28 protein-coding genes are annotated in these 24702 nt (G+C 49.2%); 15 read left to right on the top strand and 13 right to left on the bottom strand.

What is annotated here, in order from left to right; genetic code table 11:
* The 5 genes from N7268_RS23400 to N7268_RS23380 form a co-directional block, all read right to left on the bottom strand.
* Window positions 1-479: glycosyltransferase family 32 protein (locus tag N7268_RS23400; protein WP_260864680.1), on the bottom strand; the 479-nt coding region annotated here is incomplete at its 3' end.
* A 378-nt stretch (window positions 480-857) separates the two neighbouring features.
* Window positions 858-1205, bottom strand: coding sequence for a hypothetical protein (locus N7268_RS23395; RefSeq protein WP_260864679.1), 348 nt, complete (start codon window positions 1203-1205; stop codon window positions 858-860).
* A complete protein-coding gene (locus tag N7268_RS23390) occupies window positions 1202-1585 on the bottom strand; it encodes a hypothetical protein (RefSeq protein ID WP_260864678.1) in 384 nt (127 codons plus the stop codon). The genes N7268_RS23395 and N7268_RS23390 overlap by 4 nt, the downstream gene beginning before the upstream one ends.
* Before the next feature lie 8 nt (window positions 1586-1593).
* Window positions 1594-2070 carry a hypothetical protein gene (locus N7268_RS23385; protein WP_260864677.1) on the bottom strand — a complete coding sequence of 159 codons (477 nt, stop codon included), beginning with the start codon at window positions 2068-2070 and terminating at the stop codon, window positions 1594-1596.
* A gap of 470 nt (window positions 2071-2540) precedes the next feature.
* Window positions 2541-4064, bottom strand: coding sequence for a cyclic diguanylate phosphodiesterase (locus tag N7268_RS23380; protein WP_260864676.1), 1524 nt, complete (start codon window positions 4062-4064; stop codon window positions 2541-2543).
* A 274-nt stretch (window positions 4065-4338) separates the two neighbouring features.
* Here N7268_RS23380 and dgcJ point away from each other — a divergent pair, with 274 nt between their 5' ends.
* Window positions 4339-5856 carry a diguanylate cyclase DgcJ gene (gene dgcJ, locus N7268_RS23375; RefSeq protein ID WP_260864675.1) on the top strand — a complete coding sequence of 506 codons (1518 nt, stop codon included), beginning with the start codon at window positions 4339-4341 and terminating at the stop codon, window positions 5854-5856.
* Between the two features lie 54 nt (window positions 5857-5910).
* Here the strand turns inward: dgcJ and N7268_RS23370 are convergent, their stop codons facing one another.
* Window positions 5911-7998: a TonB-dependent receptor gene (locus N7268_RS23370; RefSeq protein WP_260864674.1), complete on the bottom strand. Its 2088-nt coding sequence runs from the start codon at window positions 7996-7998 to the stop codon at window positions 5911-5913.
* 416 nt (window positions 7999-8414) lie between these two features.
* Between N7268_RS23370 and N7268_RS23365 the strand changes: the two genes are divergently transcribed.
* The 7 genes from N7268_RS23365 to zinT all read left to right on the top strand — a co-directional run bounded on the left by N7268_RS23365 (window position 8415) and on the right by zinT (window position 14467).
* Window positions 8415-10022: an ABC transporter substrate-binding protein gene (locus N7268_RS23365; RefSeq protein WP_260864673.1), complete on the top strand. Its 1608-nt coding sequence runs from the start codon at window positions 8415-8417 to the stop codon at window positions 10020-10022.
* A complete protein-coding gene (locus tag N7268_RS23360; protein ID WP_198905425.1) occupies window positions 10022-10996 on the top strand; it encodes an ABC transporter permease in 975 nt (324 codons plus the stop codon). Before N7268_RS23365 ends, N7268_RS23360 begins: the two co-directional genes overlap by 1 nt.
* On the top strand, window positions 10986-11798 hold the full coding sequence (locus N7268_RS23355) for an ABC transporter permease (protein ID WP_260864672.1): 813 nt from the start codon (window positions 10986-10988) through the stop codon (window positions 11796-11798). Before N7268_RS23360 ends, N7268_RS23355 begins: the two co-directional genes overlap by 11 nt.
* Window positions 11792-12586, top strand: coding sequence for an ATP-binding cassette domain-containing protein (locus tag N7268_RS23350; RefSeq protein WP_260864671.1), 795 nt, complete (start codon window positions 11792-11794; stop codon window positions 12584-12586). Before N7268_RS23355 ends, N7268_RS23350 begins: the two co-directional genes overlap by 7 nt.
* On the top strand, window positions 12570-13175 hold the full coding sequence (locus tag N7268_RS23345; RefSeq protein ID WP_260864670.1) for an ATP-binding cassette domain-containing protein: 606 nt from the start codon (window positions 12570-12572) through the stop codon (window positions 13173-13175). The genes N7268_RS23350 and N7268_RS23345 overlap by 17 nt, the downstream gene beginning before the upstream one ends.
* Window positions 13176-13223: 48 nt before the next feature.
* Window positions 13224-13739 carry a phospholipase D family protein gene (locus N7268_RS23340; protein WP_260864669.1) on the top strand — a complete coding sequence of 172 codons (516 nt, stop codon included), beginning with the start codon at window positions 13224-13226 and terminating at the stop codon, window positions 13737-13739.
* Window positions 13740-13822: 83 nt separating this feature from the next.
* Window positions 13823-14467 carry a metal-binding protein ZinT gene (zinT, locus tag N7268_RS23335; protein WP_260864668.1) on the top strand — a complete coding sequence of 215 codons (645 nt, stop codon included), beginning with the start codon at window positions 13823-13825 and terminating at the stop codon, window positions 14465-14467.
* A gap of 57 nt (window positions 14468-14524) precedes the next feature.
* Here zinT and ycaC read toward each other — a convergent pair whose 3' ends face one another.
* Window positions 14525-15151 carry an isochorismate family cysteine hydrolase YcaC gene (ycaC, locus tag N7268_RS23330; protein ID WP_260864667.1) on the bottom strand — a complete coding sequence of 209 codons (627 nt, stop codon included), beginning with the start codon at window positions 15149-15151 and terminating at the stop codon, window positions 14525-14527.
* Window positions 15152-15397: 246 nt separating this feature from the next.
* Between ycaC and leuE the strand changes: the two genes are divergently transcribed.
* From leuE to N7268_RS23310, 4 genes are all read left to right on the top strand, one after another.
* Window positions 15398-16036, top strand: coding sequence for a leucine efflux protein LeuE (gene leuE / locus N7268_RS23325; RefSeq protein ID WP_260864666.1), 639 nt, complete (start codon window positions 15398-15400; stop codon window positions 16034-16036).
* A gap of 174 nt (window positions 16037-16210) precedes the next feature.
* Window positions 16211-16573: a DUF1971 domain-containing protein YeaR gene (gene yeaR, locus N7268_RS23320; RefSeq protein WP_260864665.1), complete on the top strand. Its 363-nt coding sequence runs from the start codon at window positions 16211-16213 to the stop codon at window positions 16571-16573.
* A gap of 3 nt (window positions 16574-16576) precedes the next feature.
* Entirely contained in the window at window positions 16577-16759 is a 183-nt protein-coding gene (locus N7268_RS23315) for a DUF1869 domain-containing protein (protein WP_198904442.1), read from the top strand.
* A gap of 228 nt (window positions 16760-16987) precedes the next feature.
* Entirely contained in the window at window positions 16988-17632 is a 645-nt protein-coding gene (locus N7268_RS23310) for a hypothetical protein (RefSeq protein ID WP_260864664.1), read from the top strand.
* A 55-nt stretch (window positions 17633-17687) separates the two neighbouring features.
* On the opposite strand, the gene fdhF is transcribed toward N7268_RS23310, so the two are convergent.
* Complete coding sequence (gene fdhF, locus N7268_RS23305) at window positions 17688-19835, bottom strand: formate dehydrogenase subunit alpha (protein WP_260864663.1); 2148 nt, start codon at window positions 19833-19835, stop codon at window positions 17688-17690.
* A gap of 358 nt (window positions 19836-20193) precedes the next feature.
* Here fdhF and N7268_RS23300 point away from each other — a divergent pair, with 358 nt between their 5' ends.
* Complete coding sequence (locus N7268_RS23300; protein WP_198904439.1) at window positions 20194-20442, top strand: GlsB/YeaQ/YmgE family stress response membrane protein; 249 nt, start codon at window positions 20194-20196, stop codon at window positions 20440-20442.
* A gap of 50 nt (window positions 20443-20492) precedes the next feature.
* Here N7268_RS23300 and yoaJ read toward each other — a convergent pair whose 3' ends face one another.
* From yoaJ to N7268_RS23285, 3 genes are read right to left on the bottom strand one after another with little or no spacing between them, the layout of a single operon-like run.
* The gene (gene yoaJ / locus N7268_RS23295) at window positions 20493-20567 is read right to left on the bottom strand and encodes a protein YoaJ (protein ID WP_099530266.1); all 75 of its coding nucleotides are present in this window, start codon (window positions 20565-20567) and stop codon (window positions 20493-20495) included.
* 2 nt (window positions 20568-20569) lie between these two features.
* On the bottom strand, window positions 20570-20668 hold the full coding sequence (locus N7268_RS23290; protein WP_260864662.1) for a YoaK family small membrane protein: 99 nt from the start codon (window positions 20666-20668) through the stop codon (window positions 20570-20572).
* 47 nt (window positions 20669-20715) lie between these two features.
* Window positions 20716-21741: a sensor domain-containing diguanylate cyclase gene (locus N7268_RS23285; protein ID WP_260864661.1), complete on the bottom strand. Its 1026-nt coding sequence runs from the start codon at window positions 21739-21741 to the stop codon at window positions 20716-20718.
* A gap of 186 nt (window positions 21742-21927) precedes the next feature.
* Here N7268_RS23285 and N7268_RS23280 point away from each other — a divergent pair, with 186 nt between their 5' ends.
* Window positions 21928-22176 carry a DUF333 domain-containing protein gene (locus tag N7268_RS23280; RefSeq protein WP_260864660.1) on the top strand — a complete coding sequence of 83 codons (249 nt, stop codon included), beginning with the start codon at window positions 21928-21930 and terminating at the stop codon, window positions 22174-22176.
* A 7-nt stretch (window positions 22177-22183) separates the two neighbouring features.
* Here N7268_RS23280 and N7268_RS23275 read toward each other — a convergent pair whose 3' ends face one another.
* Window positions 22184-22531, bottom strand: coding sequence for a DUF488 domain-containing protein (locus N7268_RS23275; protein ID WP_260864659.1), 348 nt, complete (start codon window positions 22529-22531; stop codon window positions 22184-22186).
* 210 nt (window positions 22532-22741) lie between these two features.
* On the opposite strand from N7268_RS23275, the gene N7268_RS23270 reads away from it, so the two are divergent.
* Complete coding sequence (locus tag N7268_RS23270) at window positions 22742-23449, top strand: CTP synthase (RefSeq protein WP_260864658.1); 708 nt, start codon at window positions 22742-22744, stop codon at window positions 23447-23449.
* Window positions 23450-23485: 36 nt separating this feature from the next.
* Here the strand turns inward: N7268_RS23270 and N7268_RS23265 are convergent, their stop codons facing one another.
* Complete coding sequence (locus N7268_RS23265; RefSeq protein ID WP_260864657.1) at window positions 23486-24673, bottom strand: CynX/NimT family MFS transporter; 1188 nt, start codon at window positions 24671-24673, stop codon at window positions 23486-23488.
* Window positions 24674-24702 lie beyond the last annotated feature (29 nt).

Here is a 24702-nt window from a genome sequence, read left to right as displayed (position 1 = left end):
GTGATAAGCAGTGTGTTTGGTGTTAGATCAAATCTATTATTAATTATGAATCTTTTATTTTGATATATATCCAATAAATCTTTTATAATGCTATTTCCTTTGGATGCCCCCATAACCGCCGACGTAATCGGTAGAGTTTTACCATCAAACACTTCATGGCAACTAAAAAAATCTAGTGATAATAAGTTATCAAAATTTTGTGTTACCTCAACATCTGTATCTAGATAGATACCTCCATGATTGTATAAAACATGCAGCCGTATATAGTCAGACACAAAGGCCCATTTTTTATTTTGGTATGCTTCAATGGCATAATGGTTTTTAATGGAATCCAAGTGTTCATTACCCCATTCTACAAGTTCATAATCTGGGAGGAATTTTTTCCATGTCGCTATGCACTCTAAAACAAATGGGGGTTTAGGTTTATTACCTACCCAAACATAGTGAATCTTTTTAGGTATCAAAGCCAGCCTCGTCATTAACATCAGATAACATTTTTATAATATATTCATGATGTCAATATTTTATCACAGTCTTTTGACCACTTGCTAGAGTGGGGTTGTTGTCGTGCGAACACATGTTGATCGGCGCGGCGCACATCTCTGTGAAGTGAAAGCAAGATCGGATAATTCAGTTTAGACGGGTACTGTTTTGAGGGAGAAGATCACTTCAGTGGAGGAATGATGCCTTATCATATTATGTATAGAAATGAATAACCCGCCTCCAGGACGGGCATTTTGGCATGTTACATTTCGGTAATACTGTTTTTCCAGCGTAGATCCTTCTACTCATCAGGCATTTTTTAACAGTCGCGAGAATTGTCTGCACCACTGTACCCATTCAGCCAAACTGCTTCCTTAATTCTGGTTACAGGTAAAGCCGCCGCCTACGGTGGGGGTACAGGTTGTTTTTGTCGATTGTTTCGGCTGTATGTTTTGGTTATAGCTCTGAGCGGCGGCATTGAGGTTTGCCGCTTTTTGATGCCAACTTGCCGCGGTACCTTGCGCGATTGCCATACAATCAGCAGGAGAGAGTGTTGCTGTTCCCGCTTGCTCTCTGCCTTGCATCATACGTGCTGCTTCGGAACCACTGGTGAAGGTGTCACCACTCATTGCCTGACATAGCTCATAATCAGAGGCATTAGGGTTGTTAGCACAGCCAGACAGAACAACTGATGTGGCTGCAATGAGGATTAACTTTTTCATTTTAAGCCCTTCATTGCCCATTTAGAACAGAGTGCAATAGCTTGATCGTGTAATGCCGGGCTTGCATCATTAAACTGCAAGGCAACCCGTGTTTTTACCCCTGCAATATATGCGGTCTGATCTTTAACCACGGCTTTATCATTCGCAGCCCGGTTGAAACATTGCGCTGTAAGGAATTTATTACGGAAAGTCATCAGTAGCGCCGCTTGATCTTCTGGTAACAGGTAATCATAAGCCCCGCTGCCTCCCACGCTTTCTGCTTCCAGTGTCGCTAGTGTGATGGCATCTCGCCCCATTTCATCTGGGGCAGGTGCCGGCTCTACTTGTTCAGCACAACCCGCCAGCAATGCCACAATAACAACAGCAAATAAATGTTTCATTTTGAACCTTAGTTATATGTTTCGTAGTCAGTTTGTACGCAGGCAGTTTCAAAATAAACGTATGTGCCTGCTTTGTTTTTCTTGCCGCTCAAATCCGTGAAATGAGCATCAATTGCGCCGCTTTTATGATGAATGTTAAACAAAGCCCCTTTGCCGTAGCCTTGCCCATTACTGTCTGATTTCATAAACAGCATGGTGTAGACGATTTCCCCCGTATTTTCATCGGGTATACTGTCACCGACGTACATTGGGATATTATAATTTTGCCCTTTGCTGTCGTTCCAGCTGGCGAATCGATATAGCCCGTCCTGACGCTTGTATTCATGAAAACTAACGATAGTTGAGCCGCATTTGAAAACCCGCAAATTGATTGTGGTTTCTCCTGGTTTAACATCAAAGTCATCAGCGTGAACAGGTACCATGACACATGACATTGCAATAGTGGCAGCTGCAGTACCTAAAAACCATTTTGTATAATGTTTCATTCTTTGAGATTTAATTCCTGAGTTTGTCGTATAATTATTGCAATGCTTTTATAAAGTTCGGTTATTATAATTCCGACTTTAACTAAAATTTAACTTTTTATTATTTAATTAACCAATATGGGCGAGGGCGAGCATAAAGAGTACAGCACTTATTGCTAAAGGGATAGACGAATAATGGATAAAAATTGGAAGCGTTATTCATATTTTTATTGCGAATGGAAAATTTATGTAACCTATTGAATTAATTGCCTGATAAAGCTAACGCTATATTCAAACTAATCTCTATCGACATTAATGAAACCTTATTTGTTATTGAATTGTGGTGTGTGTTTATTGTTATTTGCAAGATCATGACTGAAGTTGATTTTATGTTCAACAATCAGATTGATAAATTCATTGATGTCATAGGAATATTTCGTATTTAACCGATATATCAGACTTATCTGTAATACCCTTTTGTCGTTAAGAATTTACTCGATAATGACTTTCACTTTGGGTTTTGACAACATGATTTTTACCAACTCCGTAAAAGGAACCGGTTTATAAAAATAGTATCCCTGGAGAAAAGTGATGTTGTTTTGGTTCAGATAATCGAGTTGTTCCTTCGTTTCGACCCCCTCAGCAACAATGCTCAAGGAAAGCTTGCGCGCCAGATCCAATACACAATCCAGAATGCGGGTTGAATCGGGTTCGGCGTTGACCCGACCGACAAAACTCTGGTCAATTTTAATGTAATCAATATGCAGATCATGCAGATAAGAGAGACCGGAGTAGCCCGTACCGAAATCATCCAGTGCGATAACAAAACCATTTTCATGCAGAATATTGAGTCTTGAAACGAGATTATCATCCACATGTAAGGGTTCGCGTTCGGTCACCTCAATCACCAGGTGTAAATCACTGCGAATGAAACTGTCCCGGTATATCAGACATTCCTCTACAAAGGTGGGAGAGGTGATATGAGATGCACTAAAGTTAATACCGACATGAAAGCCTTCGGGCAACTTGCTGGCGATAGCGTTCATATGCGCCACAACCTGCGCCATCAGACTTTGTGTTAACGGAATAATCAGGCCTGACTTTTCCGCCACCGGGATAAAGGAGGCAGGGGAGATAAACCCGGCCCGTGGGTGTTTCCATCTGGCTAATACTTCGACTCCCCGCAGTGTTCGCTCTTTGCCATTCACGATCGGCTGGTAAAAAGGAACGATCTCTCCGTTTGAAATCGCTTTGCGTAGCGTTTCTTCAGGCGTGGCATTCTTGTTTAGATACTTCTCAAGCGCGTAAGCAGAGCTTCCTGATATCAGCAGGATAAACAGCAGAATGCCTGAGCCTTTGGTGACGATTCTGGCAAAACTGAAGAGCGGTGGTTGGTTGTAAATTATACTGTAATGGTATTTTGCTGAGTCAACACGCCCGGAAAGCGGAGTATTTGCATCTATTGCAGATACGTCCCCCGACAATCCTATTGTACTGTCGCCGACAAGCAGTGAGTAGGACACTCTTTTTAACGGAACATTCAACGCTCCGCGAATGTGCTTATCGCTGATCGTGACCAGGATACGGCTAGCGGGCAAGTTTGTCTGGTAAACCAGAACGGGTAACTCGTTTACGGTGTCTTTAGCCGGGACGAGAAGCAAATGTGTATTCGTCATTTTGGGAATGTGCGTCAGCAATACCCGGTTACCCGGCAGGGAAGAACACCAGATAGCGCCTTTCTTTACGATTAAAATGGTTCTCAGATGAGGCTTCAGGGCGGCTTCGGTGCCAAGTCGATACTGCTCTTCCACATCGCATTCCTTTGTGGCGATCTCCAGCGCTGTTTTGGTCGCCAGGGAAGCCTCATCCAGTATGCTATCTATACTGTTTTCTGCATATCGGGCGCCCGCGAGGCTGTCGGCACGGGAAGAATACCAGAGCTGAGTATTCAGAATGGAAACGCCGATAATAAAGAGACACGCAGCAAGAATGAGCGGAAGCAGTATACTGCGCATCATCGGGTCCTCAGCCAAAAGTAGTCACTTCTATCTTTTTGATATTGACTCGATTAAATTCACGAGTAGAGAAAGCATGGTAGACAGAATAAAAAATATCCATGAACCCAACGACATTTCTACTCTATTTTTACGCCTTGCCCTGAGAAGCATCGCAGGAGAAGGGGAGGCTTATCCCTGACGTTAAGCATTGTGTTTATCATCCGCTCGCGAAGAAGCGATTAGTGCTATACTTCAGGCAATTTCCTGGTGGTACAACAAGGAGTTAGCCATCTTGTCCAGGCAAAAATATATCAGTGCCATAATATTGATTGTTGTTTGTACAACGTCTTTATTTACCGCTCTGGCTCTCCATGAAGCGCGCAACTTACAAAACTATATGGGATATGTCGCTGAAAATGGGAAGTCTGCGCTGTTCCATGAAGAGTCCATCAGCCAGAACATTGCTACCCGGCTTTCACGGGAATTTTATACCCGCACATTCTCAAACCGGCTGTCCGAGGGTGAACTGGCAGAAATATGTCGACATATTGAAAATCAAGGCAATATATACGGATTCAATCTTCTGTCAAAGACCATGAAAAACCTTGAAGGAACCTTGCAGACCCATAATAAATCGTGTAACGAATGGGGACGCGACATAGGGGCAATGGCCATTATTCAGGGTAATGAAAGCTCTGTCTTACCGAAATACAGTTTTTCGAACTACACCAGTTATGCCTTCAGAAATATCAGGTACTATATCGATCTGTCACATAATTACATCTACATCAACAGATTGGTTAATACGCGTGACTATACCTTCAGCAACTGGTTAGTTAATAATGGCCGGGGTATCAATATCGCGCGTAGCGCACACACTATAACCATTGATGATCGTGCGCTTGATGATCTTATTCGCGGAGAAAGTGTGGTCTCTCATATCTATCAGGATGGTTATACCCGAAATAATATTATCAGCATGCTTACCCCGGTATTTCTGGGGGATAAGGTGAAGGGTATTCTGATCACTGATGTTAATATTAATGACCTTGTGGTTTCGTTTCAAACGGCTGACCGCCCGTTGCTATGGAAATTTCTGTCACTGTTCGTGACGGACAATGCCACGGGCGCGAATATTATTTTTCATAAGCCGGAATTAAAATCTTTTGATTTGATCAGTTATCAGGATAATATCACCCAGTATTACACGCTTCATGTGAAGCTGGATGCTATTTACGTCATTATCGCCAACTTTTGGCTGTTTATCCTGTACCTCATGGGAACCTGGACGTTATGTCGCTATGCCCGCAAGCAGCTTATCAGGCAGGAATCGCTTTCCAGAGATAACATTACGGATGCCATGACGGGGTTATACAATAGAAAAATCATTACCCCTGAATTTGAAAAAAAAATTTGCGCGCTGGTGGACCGAAATATCCCCGTCACGGTCATCGCCATTGACAGTGATGGGCTGAAAAAAATCAATGACTCACTCGGCCATCATATGGGGGATAAGGCGATACAAATCCTGGGGTTAGCGCTGGGGAATGCTATTCGCAAAAGCGACTACGGTATCAGGCTGGGGGGCGATGAGTTCTGTCTGATTCTTATCGATTATTCACTGAATAAATCACGTGATGTGATAACCCGGATGCACGAGCAATTGCTCACCCTTGACCCCGATAAGCTGGTGGCGTTTTCCTGGGGAGCGCATCAGCTGCAGCCGGGAGATACGCTTGAGTTGGCGATGCTGAAAGCAGACTGTTTACTTTATCAACATAAGCGCAGCAAATACGCCGAACGTCATTAGTGATGGTGGTATCCGGGCTACACAACGGTAGCCCGGCAGGTCACACGAAATAAATCAGAACTGATAGTTTAGCGATACCCAGTAGTTGCGACCCGGGTTTACGTACCCGGTGGTGGATTGTGCCGTCTGGTAATAGTCGCCTGCATATGTGCTACTGCGTCCCACCTGATACAGTTTGACTTCGCTAAAGTCTTTATCCAGCAGGTTATTCACTGCCGTATTGAGCGTCAGGTCTTTGGTCAGTTTATAAGACATTCCCATATCGAGAACGGTCCAGGCTTTTAAATTTGCCCCCTTGTCGTCATATACCGCCTTTTGTACCGCGCTGAGGTTATCATAATTCTCAGTAAAACGCGGGGCTTTGCCACGATAACGGGCGCTCAGCCAGGCAGTCATCTCTTCTGTCGCCTGCCAGTTCAAACGCGCGTTAGCCATATGTTTAGGGGTGTAGCTCAACGGCGCGCCTTTATTCTCGCCATCTTTTTGTTTGCTCTGAGTATAAGTGTAATTAAGGGATAAACTCAGTACGTCAGACCAGAGAGGGAAGGTACTGGCGAATTCAACACCATCCGTTCTTGCTTTACCGCTGTTGGTGTAACTGTTGGTATTATCATCAATCGCGTACGAAACAATTTTATTCGTGTACTCCGTATAGAAGCCGGTAATGTTGGCGTTCAATCCTGCATCGTTATCGTAGTACAGTCCGGTTTCATAGCTGGTACTTTCTTCCGGTTTCAGATCCGGGTTACCGATGGTGTTAACCGTTCCCTGAGCGGTCACGCCACTGATTCCTTTGTGGAGTTGGCTGAGTGACGGGGCTTTATAACCAGTCGTGACGCCGCCTTTAAGCGTCCACGCTTCTGAAACATCCCAGACCAGATAAGCGCGTGGACTGAGATGTCCGCCAAAGACATCGTTATGCTCATAGCGTGTCCCGGCGGTTAACGCCAGAGAATCGAGGATATGCCATTCATCTTCAGCGTAAGCTGCCCATGTTTTCTGGTGGAATGTCTCCCCGGTATTCGCCAGCACGACGCCGTCTTTCATTCGGGCATCCCAGTATTCACCGCCCAGCGTTAACATGTGTGAGTCACCCAAAGGTGTCAGCAGCAGGGAATCCAGAATGACGTTAGTATTTTTCAGTTCGCGGGCATCACCGGCGCGGGACGCGTTCTCAGGCGTGAGTGCGGAGGAGACCAGTTGTCGGCCTTTGTTCTCGGTTTTATTCCAGCCGAGGGAGGATTTCCAGGTACCAAAGGTTAATGCGGTATCGTGCCCGAGGGTCACTTTATTACGCTCATAGCGCAGCGTTTTATCATATCCCCCGGTCAGGTTACCTAACTGACCGTCTGCGTTATCGTAACGCTGTCTCGCGGAGTCAAGATCCAGCCAGAGCGTATTGTTCGCACTGGTTTTCCAGTCCAGACGTGTACCGATATTATAATTTTCAGATTCCGTAGGATAAGGTACGCGTGTTGATGCGGTATCGCTCAGAGAAGTGACGCTCGAACCCTGTCGCTGTGTTGTGCTCCCTCGTACCTGCATATCCAGCACGCCAGCCACTAGCGGTCCACTTGACCAAAAGTTGGCGACCGTGCTGTTACCCCATTTATTACTTTCCTGCAGATTTACGCCGGTATTGATGGAAGTGCTCCATTTGTCCGTGCTTTTTTTGGTAATGATATTCACAACACCACCAATCGCATCTGAGCCATAGAGCGTAGACATGGGGCCGCGGATCACTTCGATATGGTCAATCGCCGCAAGTGGCGGCATAAAACTGGTATTCATGGCTGAGAAGCCATTGGGCGTAACGTCGCTGCTCCCGTTTTGGCGAATACCGTCTATCAGGATCAGGGTATAGCTGGCAGGCATCCCGCGAATGCTAATCTCCAGACCGCCGGTTTTACCCGTGCTACTTTCAACATCGACCCCTTCAACCGCACGAAGGGCTTCACCTAAGTCATTATATTTATTGGATTGTAATTCTTGCTGTGAAATAACGGAAACGCTGGCGGCGGCGTTAGTGATTTTTTTTTCGTAACCAGAGGCGGTCACCACCATCACGTCTTCCGCGAAGACAAACGGGCTGGTGAAACCTAGACAGGACAGAACGACAGAGGCAACAGGTTTTAAACGCATAGTCAAACTTCCTTTGTTAAAAATTCAAAGGCAGTAAGATAATCGACGCTAATGATAATACAAATAATTATCATTACATATTTACATAACTTGTCACTTTCTGTATCTATCTTGAATAAACATACATAAATTGTCATGAATTTGAGTTAAGAAAGAAACGCTAACGCCGCTAATCGTTGCCGGCAAAACGGTTTTCTTTATCCTCAATGGCGTTGGCTACGTCAGGGTCGATGAAAGAGATAGCTTCTCTCCACCATGGCATGACGTTGCGGAACATTAGAAACTCGTATGACGTTTTTTAAAAATCGTCATACTTTTCTGCGCTGTATCATTTTTTTCATCAAAATTGTCCTCCATAATCCCTTCCCCAGGAGACCGGTCAACGATGTGGCGTCGTGATCGGGAATAAAAAAATAATGCAAAATCTGGATAAGCTAATGATTAAAGGCAAGCTGGCACTGCTTACGTGTGCACTAACCCTCGCATTGACCTCACCCCTATTCGCTGCGCAAAAGGCGGTCGAAGGCCAGACATTGAAGCTGGCCATTGGACCGGAGCCAACGGAAGGGTTTGATCCCATGTTGGGCTGGAGCCATGGCAGCTATCTGCTTCTGCATGCGCCATTATTAAAACAGAATGCAGATATGAGCTGGGGAAACTTGTTGACGGAAAACGTCGAGACCAGTGCTGACGGTAAAACCTGGACGTTAACGCTCAAACCTAATCTCAAATTCTCTGATGGCTCCCCATTAACGGCAGAAGATGTCGTGTTCACCTATAACAAAGCTGCGAAAAGTGGTGGAAAAATCGACATGGGGAACTTCACCGATGCCCGATTGATCGACAACCGCACCGTCGAAATCTCGCTGCGCAGCCCTCAGAGTACCTTTGTCAACGTGCTGGGATCGTTAGGGATTGTCCCGGCAAAACGATATGACGAAAAAACCTTTGCCCGGAATCCGATTGGCGCAGGCCCTTATCGGTTGGTGAGTTTTCAGCCCGGACAACAGCTGATCGTCGAGGCTAACCCCTGGTATGCCGGTAAGAAAAACGATTTCAGTCGACTGGTGTTTGTCTTCCTGGATGAAGATAACGCTTATGCCGCCGCGCGCAGTGGCCAGCTGGGTCTGGTACGCATCGCGCCATCAATGGCAGTCGCGCCTCAGCAGCAGAACCTTAAGCTCTGGGTTCGCGATAGCGTAGAAAACCGGGGCATTGTGTTCCCAATGGTTCCCGCCGGTAAAAAAGATGCCAACGGGAATCCTGTCGGTAACGATATTACCGCGGACATTGCTATCCGACGCGCCATCAACTACGCCATCGATCGCAAACAACTTGCCGGGCAGGTTATGGAAGGGCATGCCATTCCCGCATACAGCGCCGTTCAGGGGCTTCCATGGCAGGGAACAGCGGTTAATTTCAAAGATGGCGACAGCGAAAAAGCACGTGCTATCCTGGAACAGGCTGGCTGGAAAACAGGTAAAGATGGGGTACGTGTAAAAGACGGCAAAGAAGCACGTCTGACCTTATGGTATGCCAGCGGTGACAGTACGCGCCGGGATTTAGCCGAAGCCGTGCGTGCCATGCTGGCGCCGGTGGGTATCGACATTTCGCTACAATCAGGAAGCTGGGAGACCGTTGAGCGTCACATGCATGCAAACCCAACGCTGTTTGGCTGGGGGAGTCTGGATCCGATGGAGCTTTTCCATCACTACAGTGGACAGGCGGCGGGAGTTGAATACTACAACCCGGGCTACTACAGCAATCCGGTCGTTGAACAGCATCTCAAACAGGCTATCGATGCCCCGGACTGGCAGAAAGCGTTGCCTTTCTGGCAACAGGTTGAGTGGGATGGAAAACAAGGCGCTGGCGTTCAGGGTGATGCGGCGTGGGCATGGTTGCTGAATATCCAGCACACCTATCTGGCAAATCCGTGTATTGACTTAGGTAAAGGCGCACCGGAAATTCACGGTAGCTGGTCACTGCTCAATAACCTTGATGAATGGACCTGGACCTGCCGTTGATGAAGTCTGTCCTGGGGCATTTTCTGCGGTTGATGGTGTTGTTGGTGCTGGTTGCGGCTGGCACCTTCATATTGCTCAGCTTTTCGCCGGTCGATCCGATTCGTGCTTACATTGGCAATGATCTTTTGCATGTTCCGCCTGAACAATATGCGCGTATTGCAGCGCGCTGGGGACTCGATCAGCCGTTGTGGGAACGTTTTGGTCACTGGTTTATTCGTGTCCTGCAAGGTGATTTGGGCTACTCCATGCTGTTCAATGCGCCGGTAGCCAGCGTGATCAAAGAGCGCTTTGCGACATCGTTCGCGCTGCTTAGCGGGGCGTGGCTGATGTCCGGTTTGCTGGGAACGGCAATGGGATTTCTCGCTGGCCGTTTCCTGAACCGCTGGCCGGATAAAATGATCTGCCGTCTCAGCTACCTGCTGTCGTCCTTACCGACCTTTTGGATAGGCATGCTGCTGCTGGCGCTGTTTGCGGTGCGCTGGCCCGTATTCCCCGTTTGCTGCGCATGGGAGCCCGGCAATAATGGCGATATGGCGACGTTGACTGAGCGTCTGCGTCACCTTGTGCTTCCCGTTTGCGCACTCAGTTTGTTGGGACTGGGACAAATTACGCTGCATACGCGAGAAAGCATTGCCAGTGTGATGAAAAGTGACTTTGTGCGTTTTGCCCGTTCTCAGGGGGACAAAGGATGGTCGCTTTTGCGTCATCAGGTTCTGCGTCATGCCATAACACCCGCATTGTGCTTGCAGTTTGCATCACTGGGAGAGTTGTTTGGCGGTGCCTTGCTGGCTGAAAAAGTGTTTGCCTATCCGGGCCTGGGCCAGGCCACCATTGATGCCGGATTACGCGGCGATCTACCGTTACTGATGGGGATCGTATTGTTCAGTACTGTATTGGTATTTATTGGCAACTCACTTTCGAGCTGGTTTGTTTATTTACTGAATCGTGCGCTGGAGCGACCTGATGCTCTATAACCCGACACCGACGTTAATTCGTCTTCTGCTGTCTGCAAGCTGCTTACTCTTTATCGCTGTTTATGGTTCAGCCACGCTGGATAATCCATTGAACGTCGATCTCCTTGCCCGCCATCTGCCACCGGATGCGCTGCACTGGTTTGGCACTGATAATCTTGGGCGTGACTTATGGATTCGGTGCTTTCAGGGGGCGTTAACCAGTCTGCAAATTGGTATTGGCGCAGCATTATGCAGCGGTTTTATTGCGTTATTGATGGCGGCGATTTCGCGTCTGCATCCGCGTTTAGATGTGCTTATGCGATTGATCACCGATGCGATGTTGTCGATGCCACATCTCCTGTTGCTGATTTTGATCTGTTTTACGCTGGGCGGCGGCAAAACGGGTGTGATCATGGCCGTTGCGCTAACGCACTGGCCGCGTCTGGCGTTGATCCTGCGTGCCGAAGCAGAGCGCGTGGCACACAGTGACTATCTGACACTGACTTTGCGTCTGGGTCACGGTCACTTTTACTGTTGGCGCCACCACTATTTACCTGCGCTATTACCCCAGTGGCTAACGGGAACGTTGCTGATGTTTCCACATGCGGTTTTGCACAGCGCCGCGTTAAGTTTTTTGGGCTTTGGTCTGGCGCCGCATGAGCCTTCGCTGGGGCTGTTACTGGCGGATGCGTTGCGTTTTATCAGCCATGGTAACTGGTGGCTGGTTCTGTTTCCTGGGCTGATGCTATTTAGTTTGGTGATGCTGTTTGATCAGTTTGCCAGGGCTGTGCATCGTTTGTGGTTGAGGGGGGACGCATGTTGAGTTTGAGGCAGGTCTCGCTGGACGTGGCGCGATATCGCTGGTACGGGGCGAAAAACTGGTCATCGTTGCTGCAGGATGTCTCTTTTGATATCGCGCCTGGCGAGATGGTGGCATTGGTTGGCGGCAGCGGTGAAGGCAAGAGCTTGCTGCTGCAATGCCTGCTCGATCTCTTGCCGGAGAATATACGCTTTCACGGTGCTATTACGCTTGATGGAAAAACACTGGATAGCCATGATATCCGGGCATGTCGCGGGAATACCTTTAGCTATGTGCCGCAAGGCGTCCAGGCGCTGAATCCGCTACTCAGCATTGAAAAGCATTTGCGAAGAGCCAGTCAGCTTGCCGGTCAGCGCTGGAATGCCGGGAAAATTGACGATTTACTCCAGCGTAATCAACTGGATTCGCGCGTGTTGGAGGCTTTCCCCCGGCAACTGTCCGGTGGAATGGCCAAGCGCGTGCTGGCATGTCATGCCTGGCTGAGTCAGTCACGCTATATTCTGGCTGACGAAATTACCGCCTGGCTTGATGCCCCGTTGGCTAATCAGTTGCTCGCGCAGTTGCGTGGGTTGTGTGAGCAGGGGCGGGGCGTTTTATGGGTCACGCACGACCTGACACTGGCGGCTCGTCACGCAGACAGAATTGTCGCGCTGCATCAGGGGCGGGTCTCGGATAACGTGAGCAGAGAACAGCTTTTGCGCGGTGAAATCAGTGAACACCTGCAACGGCAATGGCGGGCGCTGCCTGAACGAAATCAACTTTTTGGAGAGCAGCATGCTGTCTTGTCGTAATGTTGTGATTCGCCAGGGCGGAAAAGTATTGTGGGAAAACCTGAGCTTCTCGCTCGCAGGGGGGGAACGCATAGGCGTTTGCGCCCCAAGCGGAACCGGGAAAACCACGTTAGGACGCGTACTTGCCGGTTGGCAAAAGCCAACGTCAGGTGACATTCTGGTGGATGATAAGCCGCTGCCGGTTCACCAATATTGCCCGGTGCAGCTTGTCCCACAACACCCGGAATTGACCTTCAATCCCTGGCGAAGTACCGGAGATGCGGTTCATGATGCCTGGCATCCCGATGCGAAGACGCTTGCCCGTCTTCATATCAACCCGGAGTGGCTGACCCGTCGCCCAGGGCAGCTTTCTGGGGGCGAGCTGGCCCGTATTGCCATACTCCGCGCGCTCGACCCGCGCACGCGTTTTCTGATTGCAGATGAAATAACCGCGCAGCTCGACCCCTCCATTCAACGTGATATATGGGCGCTGCTTATTGAAGAATGTCAGCGTCGTCCGTTAGGTATGCTCGTCATCAGTCACCAACAGGCATTGCTTGATCAAATTTGCTCGCGGGCGTTACTCTGTACAGCATCTTCTTCCCGCTAAGTTAACTGCCGGTTTGGTGTCGGGGTTAACCTTTATTAAGTCAATCACATGCTGATAAAACATCTCATTGCCGCATCTCTTTTGTTCGGGGCCGCTATCCCGATGGCAAATGCGTCCATTCAGGTCGGGTTTTCACCTGAAGGGTCTGCGCGGGCTTTAGTTCTGGATTCCATTCATCACGCACAGCACTCCATCGACATGATGGCTTATTCATTTCAGTCAGCGGATATTGTTAACGCGCTGGTGGAGGCAGAAAAAAGAGGCGTGGTCGTCCGTGCAGTTATCGACAAGAAACGCAATCAGGGTAAGGTCAGCCAGAAAGCGATCGCCTTTGCGAGCGCCAATGGCGTTGAGGTTCAACTCGACGGCCATTATCACATTCAGCACGATAAGGTCATGATTATTGATGGTGATACGCTGGAAACCGGCTCTTTCAATTTTGCCAAATCTGCAGAGTTTGAGAATTCGGAAAATGTTCTGGTGATCCGTGGTGAGCCCGCCGTGGTGGCACAGTATCAGGCTCATTTTGACAGCCGTTGGAAAATCGCTCACCAGCCTGGATGAATGTCTCACATCTGCATTGATTAAATCGTAATGTTATAATATAACATTTCACTCGAAAACAATTTGAGGGTGAAATTTTGGCTATGCGTTTTAATCAACTGGTAGTTGCTCTGGGAATGTTGTTCGTCAGTGGTCAGGCGCTTGCTCACGGGCACCATTCCCACGGTGCCCCCCTGACTGAAACAGAACAAAAAGCGGCAGAAGGCGTTTTCGCGGATAAGAATGTCCGGGACAGAGCGCTGAGCGACTGGGACGGTATGTGGCAGTCTGTCTATCCTTATCTGGTCAGCGGTGAACTTGATCCGGTATTCAAGAAGAAAGCGGAGAAGGACAAAAGTAAAACAACAGATGAGATTAAAGCCTATTACCGCAAAGGGTATGCGACCGATGTGGAGATGATTGGGATCGAAAAGGGTGTGATGGAGTTTCATACCGGTAATCAGGTTGCATCGTGCAAATATGACTATGCCGGATACAAAATTTTGACCTATCAGTCAGGCAAGAAAGGTGTACGTTATCTGTTTGAGTGTAAAGATGCGGATAGCAAAGCGCCGAAGTATGTTCAGTTCAGCGATCATATTATTGCCCCACGTCAATCCAGCCATTTCCACATCTTTATGGGAAATACTTCTCAGGCTGCACTGCTGGAGGAAATGGAAAACTGGCCGACCTATTACCCCTACCAGTTAAACGCAAAGCAGGTTGTTGACGAAATGCTGCATCATTAATGGGGACGTTAAACCCGTCGATAACGACGGGTTTATTTACGCGCCTCATCCGGGCATTTATTTTCCGGAGGTCAAGGTGCTGTAACTGGTCATCAGGTTGCGATAGTCAGGAATATGGTTGGAGAACAACGTCCCCAATCCTTCAATATCATTGCGCCAGTCGCGATGTAATTCGCAGGCCAGGCCGAACCAGGTCATGAGTTGAACGCCAGCCGAAGACATGCGGTTCCAGGCGGAGTCACGTGTCAGCGGATTGAACGTACCGGAAGCGTCGGTAACGACGAACACGTCAAATCCGGCTTCAATGGCAGAAAGTGCAGGGAAGGCGACGCAGACTTCCGTTACCACCCCGGCAATGATCAATTGTTTTTTGCCCGTGGCTTTAATCGCATTAACAAAATCCTCGTTATCCCAGGCGTTGATCTGCCCCGGGCGAGCAATATACGGGGCGTCAGGGAACAGCGCTTTCAGTTCAGGCACCAGCGGGCCGTTGGGACCTGTTTCGAAGCTGGTGGTCAGAACGGTCGGCAGCTTGAAGTACTTCGCCAGATCGGCTAACGCCAGCACGTTGTTTTTGAACTTGTCTGGATCAATGTCACGAACCAGTGACAGTAAACCTGTTTGGTGATCGACCAGCAGCACCGCAGCCTGATCTTTATCAAGACGTTTATAAGCGATAGTCATTTTTCTTTCTCCAGGTGATGAGAGGGAGCCTCAGGGGTGTGAACTATTGATAAACAGTAGTGGCTAAGCGGGAGATTGGGTAGGTGCAAAAATGAGTTTCATCGTTGCATATCTGGAACGAAAAACAATGCTGCTATCTGACGAAATGAGAGAACATTATTCTTATCCATCCCTTTCCATCGTACGACGCATTCGTTAGCATATTGTCTTGCAGTATGTGCATCTGTTTTTCAGGAAGAGGTTAACGTGTTTGCAGAGTATGGAGTTCTGAATTACTGGACGTATCTGGTCGGTGCTATTTTTATCGTGCTGGTACCGGGGCCAAATACGATATTTGTGTTGAAGAACAGCGTCGGTCGGGGAGTGAAGGGCGGTTATCTTGCAGCAAGCGGCGTGTTTATTGGTGATGCCGTGTTGATGTTTTTGGCGTATGCCGGTGTCGCTGCGTTGATCAAAACAACACCCGTTTTATTTAATATTGTCCGTTATCTCGGGGCATTTTATCTGCTGTATCTTGGCGCGAAGATCCTTTATGCAACATTGAAATCGAAAGCGGGTGAGGCCTCGGCGGAAGAGGTTCCGTTTGGTGCGATTTTTAAGCGAGCATTAATTCTGAGCCTGACCAACCCAAAAGCGATACTGTTTTATGTCTCGTTTTTCGTTCAGTTTATTGACGTCAACGCGCCGCATTCAGGGTTGTCATTCTTTATTTTGGCGATGACGCTTGAGGTAGTGAGCTTTTTCTACCTGAGCTTCCTTATTTTCTCCGGTGCATTTGTCACGCAGTATATTCGCACGAAGAAAAAATTAGCGAAGGTGGGCAATTCTCTTATCGGTTTAATTTTTGTCGGTTTTGCCGCTCGCCTGGCGACGCTTCAGTCGTAATCCCATTGGCCCGCTTTAACGCGGGCTTTATGTATTTCCCGCTTCTTTTTTGTTGAAGACTGCTCAGAGTAATAACCAATAAATGGTATTTTAAATGTATATTTTGAGGCGTACCCTGTTTACAGCAGCGATTCACTAAGGCTCGCTGGTTGTTGACTGGAAAAGGGAAGAAACATGCTTCAAATTCCACAGAATCACATTCATACACGCTCAACGCCGTTCTGGAACAAAGAAACTGCACCTGCCGGAATTTTCGAACGCCACCTTGATAAAGGAACCCGTGCCGGGGTCTATCCCCGACTTTCGGTGATGCAGGGGGCGGTCAAATATCTCGGATACGCGGATGAACACAGCCCGGAGCCAGAAAAGGTGATGATTATTGAAGCCGGTCAGTTTGGCGTTTTTCCGCCGGAGAAATGGCATAACATCGAAGTGATGACCGACGACACCTATTTTAATATCGATTTTTTCGTTGCACCCGAAGTCCTGATGGAAAGCGCAAACCAACGAAAAGTCGTGCGTACCGGGAAGGAGTAAATCATGGGTAAAGCAACCTACACCGTCACGGTCACCAACAACAGCAATGGTGTCTCTGTGGATTATGAAACGGAAACGCCGATGGCATTGCTGGTTCCCGATGTTGCCGCAGAAGTTGTCAAAGATCTGGTGAACACCGTACGTTCATACGACACCGAAAATGAGCATGATGTCTGCGGTTGGTAACCGAATGCAGTCTGTTATTGGCTGATTTTAGCGTCGTTATTTTGACAGCCGTATTGCGTGTTAACCGCGCACTGCGGCTTTTTTTATCGGTGACATCACCGTGAGTTCCGCGTTGTCAGGTATGAAGCAACATTAAGAAAACCTTAAGAACATCGCATTCATTGTTAATAGTGAGCTATTCACAGGGGTTATGATCGCACACCAGATACACTACAGAACTCCGCGCTTATGAAATTTGATACCCGACTTACACTGCCAACTCTTATGCTAGGACTGATTGCTGTGGCGATCCCGTTCACCGCAAACTGGAACCTCCCACTGTTAAACGGCGTTGTCGTCGAATGGATTGAAAATGGGCAGGCCCTGTGGCTGCTGTTCGGTGCGCTGTTTACCCTCTGGTACATCCATCCCTTATCCCGTCCTGAAGGTAAGAAACAGTTTTGGCTATGGGCGGCTGTGTGGTGGTTGGTACTGCTGGGGAGAAGCACCAGCTGGGGCCGGGACTACTTCCCTGAGAATCCCAAACTGTTATTCAGGGCCATCTCTGTCGTATTAATCGCGTTGATTATTCTGCCCGTTTTGATCTCAAAACCGCTGCGTCAGGAAATTGCGCGTCGTCTGCGCGATGAACCGTTGCCGGTTTGGCTGCTGGCGCTGACGGCCTGTACCTTTTTAATTTCCGACACCGTGGAACACCATCGTCTTCTGTCGCCGCTGTTTCTGCACAACGCCCATTACGGCGATCTCATTGAAGAACTGTATGAGCTGCCGTTTATGATCGGACTGTTTTTGATTAACTTCGGCATTATGAAGCGGGAAAAGCAGGCAGACTATGCCGATGTTCATGTCGGCAGTCCTCTGCTGGCTGAGTAGGCGATAACGCAGCCTGAGCCCAAAAAAACAGGACTCAGGCTGCTGAAACCGTTGTTTACGCAATAGCCTCACACAAACGTGATTTCATTTCGCTGTACGATTGTGCAGCATACTGCTCTGCCCAACCTTGATCGGTAATGTGCTCAATATTGACCGCACAATACTTGGTTTCCGGCGTTTTTGAGATCGGATCAAGGTTATCCTGTGTTAACTCGTTACACGCGCCAATCCACCATTGGTAGGTCATATACACGGTTCCCGCATTGATTCGCTCGGAGACATCCGCCCGGCTGATCACTTTTCCACGTCGGGAGCTGACCCACACCAGGTCGCGATGACGAATGCCAAGTTTTTCTGCATCACGGGTATTGATCTGGACATAACCAGGCTCATCGGCCAGCGCCTGCAGTGCTGCGCAGTTACCGGTCATTGAGCGACAGGAATAGTGCCCAACTTCGCGCACGGTACACAGCACCATCGGGTACTTTTCATCAGGCACTTCGGCAGGGGCTCGCCATGGCGCGGCAAACAGCTTGCCTTTTCCACTGGCGGTATCAAACTGGCTGTGCTCGTACAGATACGGTGTGCCGGGATGATCGAGATCCGGGCAAGGCCACTGAACATGCCCCATATCACCCATTTTTTCGTAGGTTACACCGTAGAACAATGGGCAAAGTTCGCGCATCTCATCCCAGATTTGCTGGTTATCCTGATATTGCATCGGATAGCCCATTTCGGTCGCCAGCAGGCTGATGATTTCCCAGTCACGTTTCACATTGCCACTGGGTTCAATCGCTTTTTCAAAACGCTGGAATCCGCGGTCGGCGCAGGTGAAGACACCGCCGTGTTCACCCCATGATGTGGCTGGCAGGAGCACGTCAGCCATTTCTGCGGTTTTGGTCATGAAGATATCCTGCACCACGATAAAATCGAGTGCGTTGAAACCTTCGCGGACCAGGCCCAAATCGGCTTCAGTTTGGAGCGGATCTTCCCCCATGATGTAGTAGGCTTTGATTTTGCCTTCGATGGCAAGATGCGGGACTTCGGTGATGCGCGTACCGACTTTGTCATCCATCAGATTAACGTCGATACCCCACGCGTGAGCAAATTTCTCTCTTACCGTAAAATCGGTTACGTCCTGATATCCCGGGAACTGGTTAGGCAGCACCCCCATATCGCACGCACCCTGCACGTTATTTTGCCCACGTACCGGACCGACTCCGACATTCGGGCGTCCCAGGTTTCCCGTCAGCAACGCCAGGCTCGACAGACCACGTACGACATCAACCGCCTGCCCAAACTGCGTGACGCCCATCCCCCACATTACCGTCGCCGAAGGCGCAGCAGCAAATGTGCGCATTGCCTGACGCACCTGTTGTGCAGGAACACCGGTTAAGTGCTCAACGGCTTCCGGCGCATAATCCTTAACGGTTTCCCAATAAGCCTCCAGACCTTCAGTATGTTTTTGCACATACTCACGGTCATAGAGTTGTTCCTCGATAAGCACGTGACCAAAGGCGTTGACCAACGCCATATTGCAACCGTTGTTCAACTGAAGATGCTGGTCTGCGATACGTGCTGTTTCAATACGACGGGGATCGCAAACAATGATCTTAGCGCCGTTCTGACGTGCTTTAATCACCCTGCGGGCAACGATCGGATGTGAGTCCGCACAGTTGTACCCAAAGATAAGCAGGCATTTCGAGTTTTCAATGTCGCTGATTGAGTTGCTCATGGCACCATTGCCCAGCGTTTCCTGCAGACCGGCGACAGAAGGGCCGTGGCAGACGCGGGCACAGCAATCGACATTATTGGTGTTGAGGACGCCGCGTGCGAATTTCTGCATGACGTAGTTGGTCTCATTCCCTGTACCGCGGGAAGAGCCGGTTGTCATAATAGCGCGAGGGCCATAGCTGTTTTTAATTTCGGATAAGCGTTTTGCGGTGTAACGAATGGCTTCATCCCAACTGACGGGCGTGAATTTTCCACCTTTTTCATAACGGATCATCGGGCGAGTCAGACGGGGCGTCAGAAGGCGAGTGTCGTTAAGAAAATCCCAACCATAATAGCCTTTCAGGCATAACTGATTTTGGTTCGTTACACCCTCTGCGGCTTCGGCGCGAATGATTTTGTTATTTTCAACAACAAGCTTGAGCTTGCACCCGGCCCCACAGTATGGGCATACACTGGTGATTTTTTTCATCAATAACAGACCTGTTAAAAGCTGAAATAGCGCGAATTGTAGACGTAGCCTCACGAAAGTCTCGCGGGCGACGATTTGTCATAGCGACGGGCTGTATAAGCATAAAGTGTGCCAAAAACGAAAATGCTGCAATATCAGGGACTGGCTTCAGAGATGTGAACAAAATGACTGTCGATTCGACATTAATGACGATTAACGTCAGCGAAAAGTCATCCGTTTTGATGCGTTAACCCGGTGATACTTAAGAAAAAGATGAAAATCACTCGTGATGCAGATCACAAATTTTAATTTTTCAGGTCTATGCTATGCTTTTAAGCAACGAGTAAATCGTTCATGTAAAAACATAAGTGAGGAAAAAATGGGCATTATTTCATGGATTATTTTCGGTCTTATCGCTGGGATTTTGGCAAAATGGATTATGCCGGGTAAAGATGGCGGCGGCTTTTTTATGACCATTATCTTAGGGGTTATCGGTGCTGTCGTTGGTGGGTGGATCAGTACATTCTTCGGCTTTGGTAAAGTTGACGGTTTCAACTTTGGCAGCTTTGTCGTCGCCATTATCGGTGCGATCGTGGTGTTGTTTATCTACAGAAAAATCAAAAGCTAGATAAAACAGCCAGAAAATAAAGGCCACTCTCAGTGGCCTTTATCCTTTTATTACCACCAACCCAGTTCCGTACCTAACACCACAATAATGGCGACGCCAATCATAATGAGCGTTGTTTTTTTCATCGTTATGCTCCCGGAGCGGCGTAGCCGCCAATAAAAAACCAGGATAAGAAAACGACAGCGGAAATGAAGATGATGATGGGGAAAATAATACCGAGTCGCATACTCTCACCTGCCAGCGTTATTTAAAGACGAGCCAGAATAGCAGGGCTTAATGCGCGACAAAAGTGGTTTTGTCTTTACGCTTTTTGTCCTGATACATGGCGCTATCAGCGATATGCAGTGCACAGTTGACGTCAATCTCCCGTGGATCGACTTCCACAACGCCCAGACTGGCACCCGGGTAATACAGCTGGATACTCCCCAAATAATAATCGCCTCGAATGTGCTGTTGCAGTCGGTCTTTCACGTTGTGCAGACGCTCACACTGATCCATTTCATCGTCGGGTGACAGGCTCACAACCAAAAATTCGTCGCCGCCGAGTCTACCCAGAATATCATTTTCACTGCTATTTAGACTCAGACGTTGCCCAATCTGGATCAGAAACTGGTCGCCAACTTCGTGTCCAAAACGGTCATTAATCAGTTTGAAATCATCTAAATCGATAAAGGCGACGGTCACTTTCTGTTTAAGATGACGAGCAAGGGAAAACAGGGTTTCCATGTTTTCAAAGATGGCCCGACGGTTGGATAACCCCGTTAAGGCGTCCGTGTAGGAATGAGCAATCAGCGCAGCGTTGGCCTGGCGTAATTGAGCGACCAGCGACTCTTTTTGAATGGACTGCGCGATCAGACCGGCAAACAGGTGCAACACTTGCTCTCCGCGTTCGCTCAATGCTTGTTGCCGGCGACTGGTGGCACACAGCGTGCCATAAAACGTGCCATCGGGAAGATGAACCGGTGTGCTCAGAAAGGTGGTGATCTCCAGAGCATGCGCCGCAGTGCAGTCCGGCCAACGTTCAGGGACATTATCACTGTACAGGCAATTTTCTTCTATGGCTCGTCTGCACAAGGTGTCATCCCACGGCACGGATAACCCTTCGGGTATCTGCATCTGTTTGCTGTTACGCGCATACAGAATATGCTGCAGGCGGGCATCCAGATCGACCTTTGTTAAATAGGTCGATTCCATGTCAGTCACGACCTCGAGCATCTCCAGAAGTTGCCGAACCAGACTCTCAACAGACTGCTCCGTGGCTAATGATTGTGAGACTCGGGCGAGGATCCTATCCGGCATGAGATGTAAATACTCCTGAAGACTAATACGGGTAATAGTGTCCGCATGATAGACCATCAGTGTGAAAGATGAAACACGCCCCACCGATTGAAATCGCGACGATTTAGTGAAAAAGTGGCGTAAAACATGGAGATACTTCGGCAGGCACGATACCCTGCCGGGAGACTATTTCGCACAGGAGTTAACATGAAATTCGCATTGATGATTTTGCCCGCTATGCTCGCGCTGGCGGGTTGCACCACCCAACCTGACGCACCTCGTCCACCGAAAATCGGTATGGCGAACCCGGCATCGGTTTATTGTGAGCAAAAGGGAGGCACGCTGATTGCGGTTCAGACGCCGCAGGGGACGCGCTCCGACTGCAAGCTTCCCGGAGGAGAGGTCATTGATGAATGGGCACTATGGCGCAGAGACCATCCGGCAACGGGTAAGTAACAACTCTTTACCGTTCCGCCAGCCACTGTGCTAATACCTGCGCGTGGTTTTGCTGCGTATTCTTCGCCGCATACAGTAGCGTCAAGGTTTGCTGGCGGGCAATGTCTGCAAGCCGTTTTCCCTCCTGCTGCTGTTGGGCAAGCTCTGCGCGGTATTGCTCGGAAAAGTGTGCAAAATCGATCAATTCTGCGTGGAATGCTTTGCGCAAATCAGACGAGGGGGTGAGGGCTTTAACCCATTCATCGTAAACCAGATCGGTTTTTTTTATCCCGCGTGGCCACAATCTATCGACCAGAACACGATAGCCATCACTCTTTTCTACCGGGTCATAGACGCGTTTACACTGAATCTTCATCTTATTACCTCTGCTTAAACCACCCTGTTAAGCCAGCGGGCGGGGACTTACCGCTGTGCTTCTTCTGATTAAATAAGATCCAAAAGCGTGACGATTATAGCATTTTGCCCGCATCGCCTCCCAATTTAAGGGATTGTGATAACAACAAAAAATCAGTAGGCTGAGGCTCCTTATGTTGTCCCTTATTCTTTGGACATAAGGATAGTTTTGATGGAAATTTCCCCGGTTAAAGATACGCTTCGCATTGCGCTGGTGGGCGATTACAGTCCCGATATCGTGGCGCACCAGGCGATCCCCCTTGCCATTGATGATGCCGCTGCCGTACTGGAGTTGATGGCTGATTACGACTGGTTAACCACCACCGATATCAACAGCAGTGAAGACCTGGTCGGCTATGACGCAATCTGGGTCGTACCCGGCAGCCCGTATCAGCACACTGAAGGTGCGTTGATTGCGATTCGCTATGCCCGTGAAAATAGCATCCCATTTTTGGGAACCTGTGGTGGTTTTCAACATGCCCTCATTGAGTATGCCCGCAATGTATTGGGCTGGAGTGATGCCGCGCATGCAGAAACCGACACAGAAGGCCGCATGGTGATTACGCCGCTGACTTGCTCTCTGGTTGAAAAGACCGACGATATTGAACTGCGGACGAATACGCTGATCGCGAAAGCCTATGGACAGGATGTTATTTCTGAGGGCTATCACTGCAATTATGGCGTGTCGGATGACTTTGCTGCCGAGCTTGAGCGTGGTGATTTACGCGTGACGGGTTGGGATGACGCCGGTGATATTCGCGCCGTTGAGCTGGTGACACATCCCTTTTTTGTCGGCACACTCTTTCAGCATGAGCGAGGGGCACTGGCGGGGAAACCCGTTCCGCTTGTTCAGGCGATGCTGCGGGCCGCGCAGGCGTAATAGCGGGGCAGGTTATTCATTAACCTGCCCGATGCGTCAGGATGCGGAAATCTCCCGGTTACGCCCAGCATAGAGACCAAACGCGGCCATCAGGATGGCTAACAGAGCGACACCGACCAACGGTATCTGCCAACTGCCGTTGAGGTCGTGAATTTTCCCCATCAACGGGGGTCCACACGCTGCCAGCAAATATCCCACGGACTGCGCCATACCCGACAGGGCGGCGGCCTGGTGTGCTGAGCTTGCGCGCAGCCCAATAAAAGTTAATCCGAGGATCATGGTGGCACCGGAGCCAAAGCCAAACATCAGAGTCCACAAAACGGCCTGATCGGGTATCAACCAGAATCCTGCAGCGCCGACGGCGCACATTAACGATATCAGCGCGGCAAGGGTGCGCTGATCCTTAAATCTGAACAGGATCAGCGGGATCAGCAACCCAGGCGCAGCGGTCGCCAGTTGCAGTAAACCGTGTAACGAACCGGCCTGAGCCTCGCTATAGCCGTGGCTTATCAAAATGGCGGGCAACCAGCCAATGATAACGTAATAAATCAGTGAGTTGAGCCCCAGAAACAGCGTCACCTGCCAGGCAAGACCGGAGCGCCAGATTGCGCGGGACTGTAGTGCGCGTGCATTACTCAGGTTGGCGTGAGCCGTCTGCCGCCACTGCGGTAACCAGATAAGCAAGGCCAGTAGCGGAAACACCATTAACATCATTAGCGCACCGCGCCAGCCAAAGCCGTTCAGCGCCAGTGGTACGACCATGGCTGAACCCAGTGCCGCGGCTGCGCCCATCGTCAATGAATAAGCTCCGGTGAGTTTCGCCACATGCTGTGAAAAATCACGTTTCAGCAGTCCCGGTAGCAGGACATTTCCCAGTGCGATACCGCAGCCAATGATGGCGGTTCCGCCAAACAGGAAATGGGGCGTGGGTAAAGATCGTAGGGCAATGCCTGCGCAAATCAGCAGCATCGCGGCAAACAGACTGCGTTCGATGCCGAATCGACGTGCAACGGCGGCAGCAAGGGGCGACACCAACGCGAAGGCGAGCAGAGGAAGTGTGGTCAGCAGCCCCGTCTGGGCGGTGGTTAACCCGTAATCGGCGCGAATAGCATCCAGCAGCGGAGCCGCTCCGGTAAAGGTCACGCGTAGCGTGGTGGCGATCATCAGGATACCCGCAATCAGCAACGCACTCTGTTTGCCGCGGGGTGTGGAGGAAATGGTCATTTTTTTCTCATGTCATCAGGCGAGGCAAT

The sequence above is a fragment of the Citrobacter sp. Marseille-Q6884 genome (genome assembly GCF_945906775.1).
GTDB lineage: Bacteria > Pseudomonadota > Gammaproteobacteria > Enterobacterales > Enterobacteriaceae > Citrobacter.
The sequence above is the reverse complement of the archived record's forward strand: the minus strand, read 5'-3'. Positions and strand labels throughout refer to the sequence as shown.

What these genes read in the sequence shown, in the direction of transcription:
- N7268_RS23395 (WP_260864679.1), bottom strand. Translation starts at nt 1,205, where the DNA reads ATGAAAAAGTTAATCCTCATTGCAGCCACATCAGTTGTTCTGTCTGGC.
- N7268_RS23390 (WP_260864678.1), bottom strand. Translation starts at nt 1,585, where the DNA reads ATGAAACATTTATTTGCTGTTGTTATTGTGGCATTGCTGGCGGGTTGT.
- N7268_RS23385 (WP_260864677.1), bottom strand. Translation starts at nt 2,070, where the DNA reads ATGAAACATTATACAAAATGGTTTTTAGGTACTGCAGCTGCCACTATT.
- N7268_RS23380 (WP_260864676.1), bottom strand. Translation starts at nt 4,064, where the DNA reads ATGCGCAGTATACTGCTTCCGCTCATTCTTGCTGCGTGTCTCTTTATT.
- N7268_RS23370 (WP_260864674.1), bottom strand. Translation starts at nt 7,998, where the DNA reads ATGCGTTTAAAACCTGTTGCCTCTGTCGTTCTGTCCTGTCTAGGTTTC.
- N7268_RS23365 (WP_260864673.1), top strand. Translation starts at nt 8,415, where the DNA reads ATGCAAAATCTGGATAAGCTAATGATTAAAGGCAAGCTGGCACTGCTT.
- N7268_RS23360 (WP_198905425.1), top strand. Translation starts at nt 10,022, where the DNA reads ATGAAGTCTGTCCTGGGGCATTTTCTGCGGTTGATGGTGTTGTTGGTG.
- N7268_RS23355 (WP_260864672.1), top strand. Translation starts at nt 10,986, where the DNA reads ATGCTCTATAACCCGACACCGACGTTAATTCGTCTTCTGCTGTCTGCA.
- N7268_RS23350 (WP_260864671.1), top strand. Translation starts at nt 11,792, where the DNA reads ATGTTGAGTTTGAGGCAGGTCTCGCTGGACGTGGCGCGATATCGCTGG.
- N7268_RS23345 (WP_260864670.1), top strand. Translation starts at nt 12,570, where the DNA reads ATGCTGTCTTGTCGTAATGTTGTGATTCGCCAGGGCGGAAAAGTATTG.
- N7268_RS23340 (WP_260864669.1), top strand. Translation starts at nt 13,224, where the DNA reads ATGCTGATAAAACATCTCATTGCCGCATCTCTTTTGTTCGGGGCCGCT.
- zinT (WP_260864668.1), top strand. Translation starts at nt 13,823, where the DNA reads ATGCGTTTTAATCAACTGGTAGTTGCTCTGGGAATGTTGTTCGTCAGT.
- ycaC (WP_260864667.1), bottom strand. Translation starts at nt 15,151, where the DNA reads ATGACTATCGCTTATAAACGTCTTGATAAAGATCAGGCTGCGGTGCTG.
- yeaR (WP_260864665.1), top strand. Translation starts at nt 16,211, where the DNA reads ATGCTTCAAATTCCACAGAATCACATTCATACACGCTCAACGCCGTTC.
- N7268_RS23315 (WP_198904442.1), top strand. Translation starts at nt 16,577, where the DNA reads ATGGGTAAAGCAACCTACACCGTCACGGTCACCAACAACAGCAATGGT.
- N7268_RS23310 (WP_260864664.1), top strand. Translation starts at nt 16,988, where the DNA reads ATGAAATTTGATACCCGACTTACACTGCCAACTCTTATGCTAGGACTG.
- fdhF (WP_260864663.1), bottom strand. Translation starts at nt 19,835, where the DNA reads ATGAAAAAAATCACCAGTGTATGCCCATACTGTGGGGCCGGGTGCAAG.
- N7268_RS23300 (WP_198904439.1), top strand. Translation starts at nt 20,194, where the DNA reads ATGGGCATTATTTCATGGATTATTTTCGGTCTTATCGCTGGGATTTTG.
- N7268_RS23290 (WP_260864662.1), bottom strand. Translation starts at nt 20,668, where the DNA reads ATGCGACTCGGTATTATTTTCCCCATCATCATCTTCATTTCCGCTGTC.
- N7268_RS23285 (WP_260864661.1), bottom strand. Translation starts at nt 21,741, where the DNA reads ATGCCGGATAGGATCCTCGCCCGAGTCTCACAATCATTAGCCACGGAG.
- N7268_RS23280 (WP_260864660.1), top strand. Translation starts at nt 21,928, where the DNA reads ATGAAATTCGCATTGATGATTTTGCCCGCTATGCTCGCGCTGGCGGGT.
- N7268_RS23275 (WP_260864659.1), bottom strand. Translation starts at nt 22,531, where the DNA reads ATGAAGATTCAGTGTAAACGCGTCTATGACCCGGTAGAAAAGAGTGAT.
- N7268_RS23270 (WP_260864658.1), top strand. Translation starts at nt 22,742, where the DNA reads ATGGAAATTTCCCCGGTTAAAGATACGCTTCGCATTGCGCTGGTGGGC.
- N7268_RS23265 (WP_260864657.1), bottom strand. Translation starts at nt 24,673, where the DNA reads ATGACCATTTCCTCCACACCCCGCGGCAAACAGAGTGCGTTGCTGATT.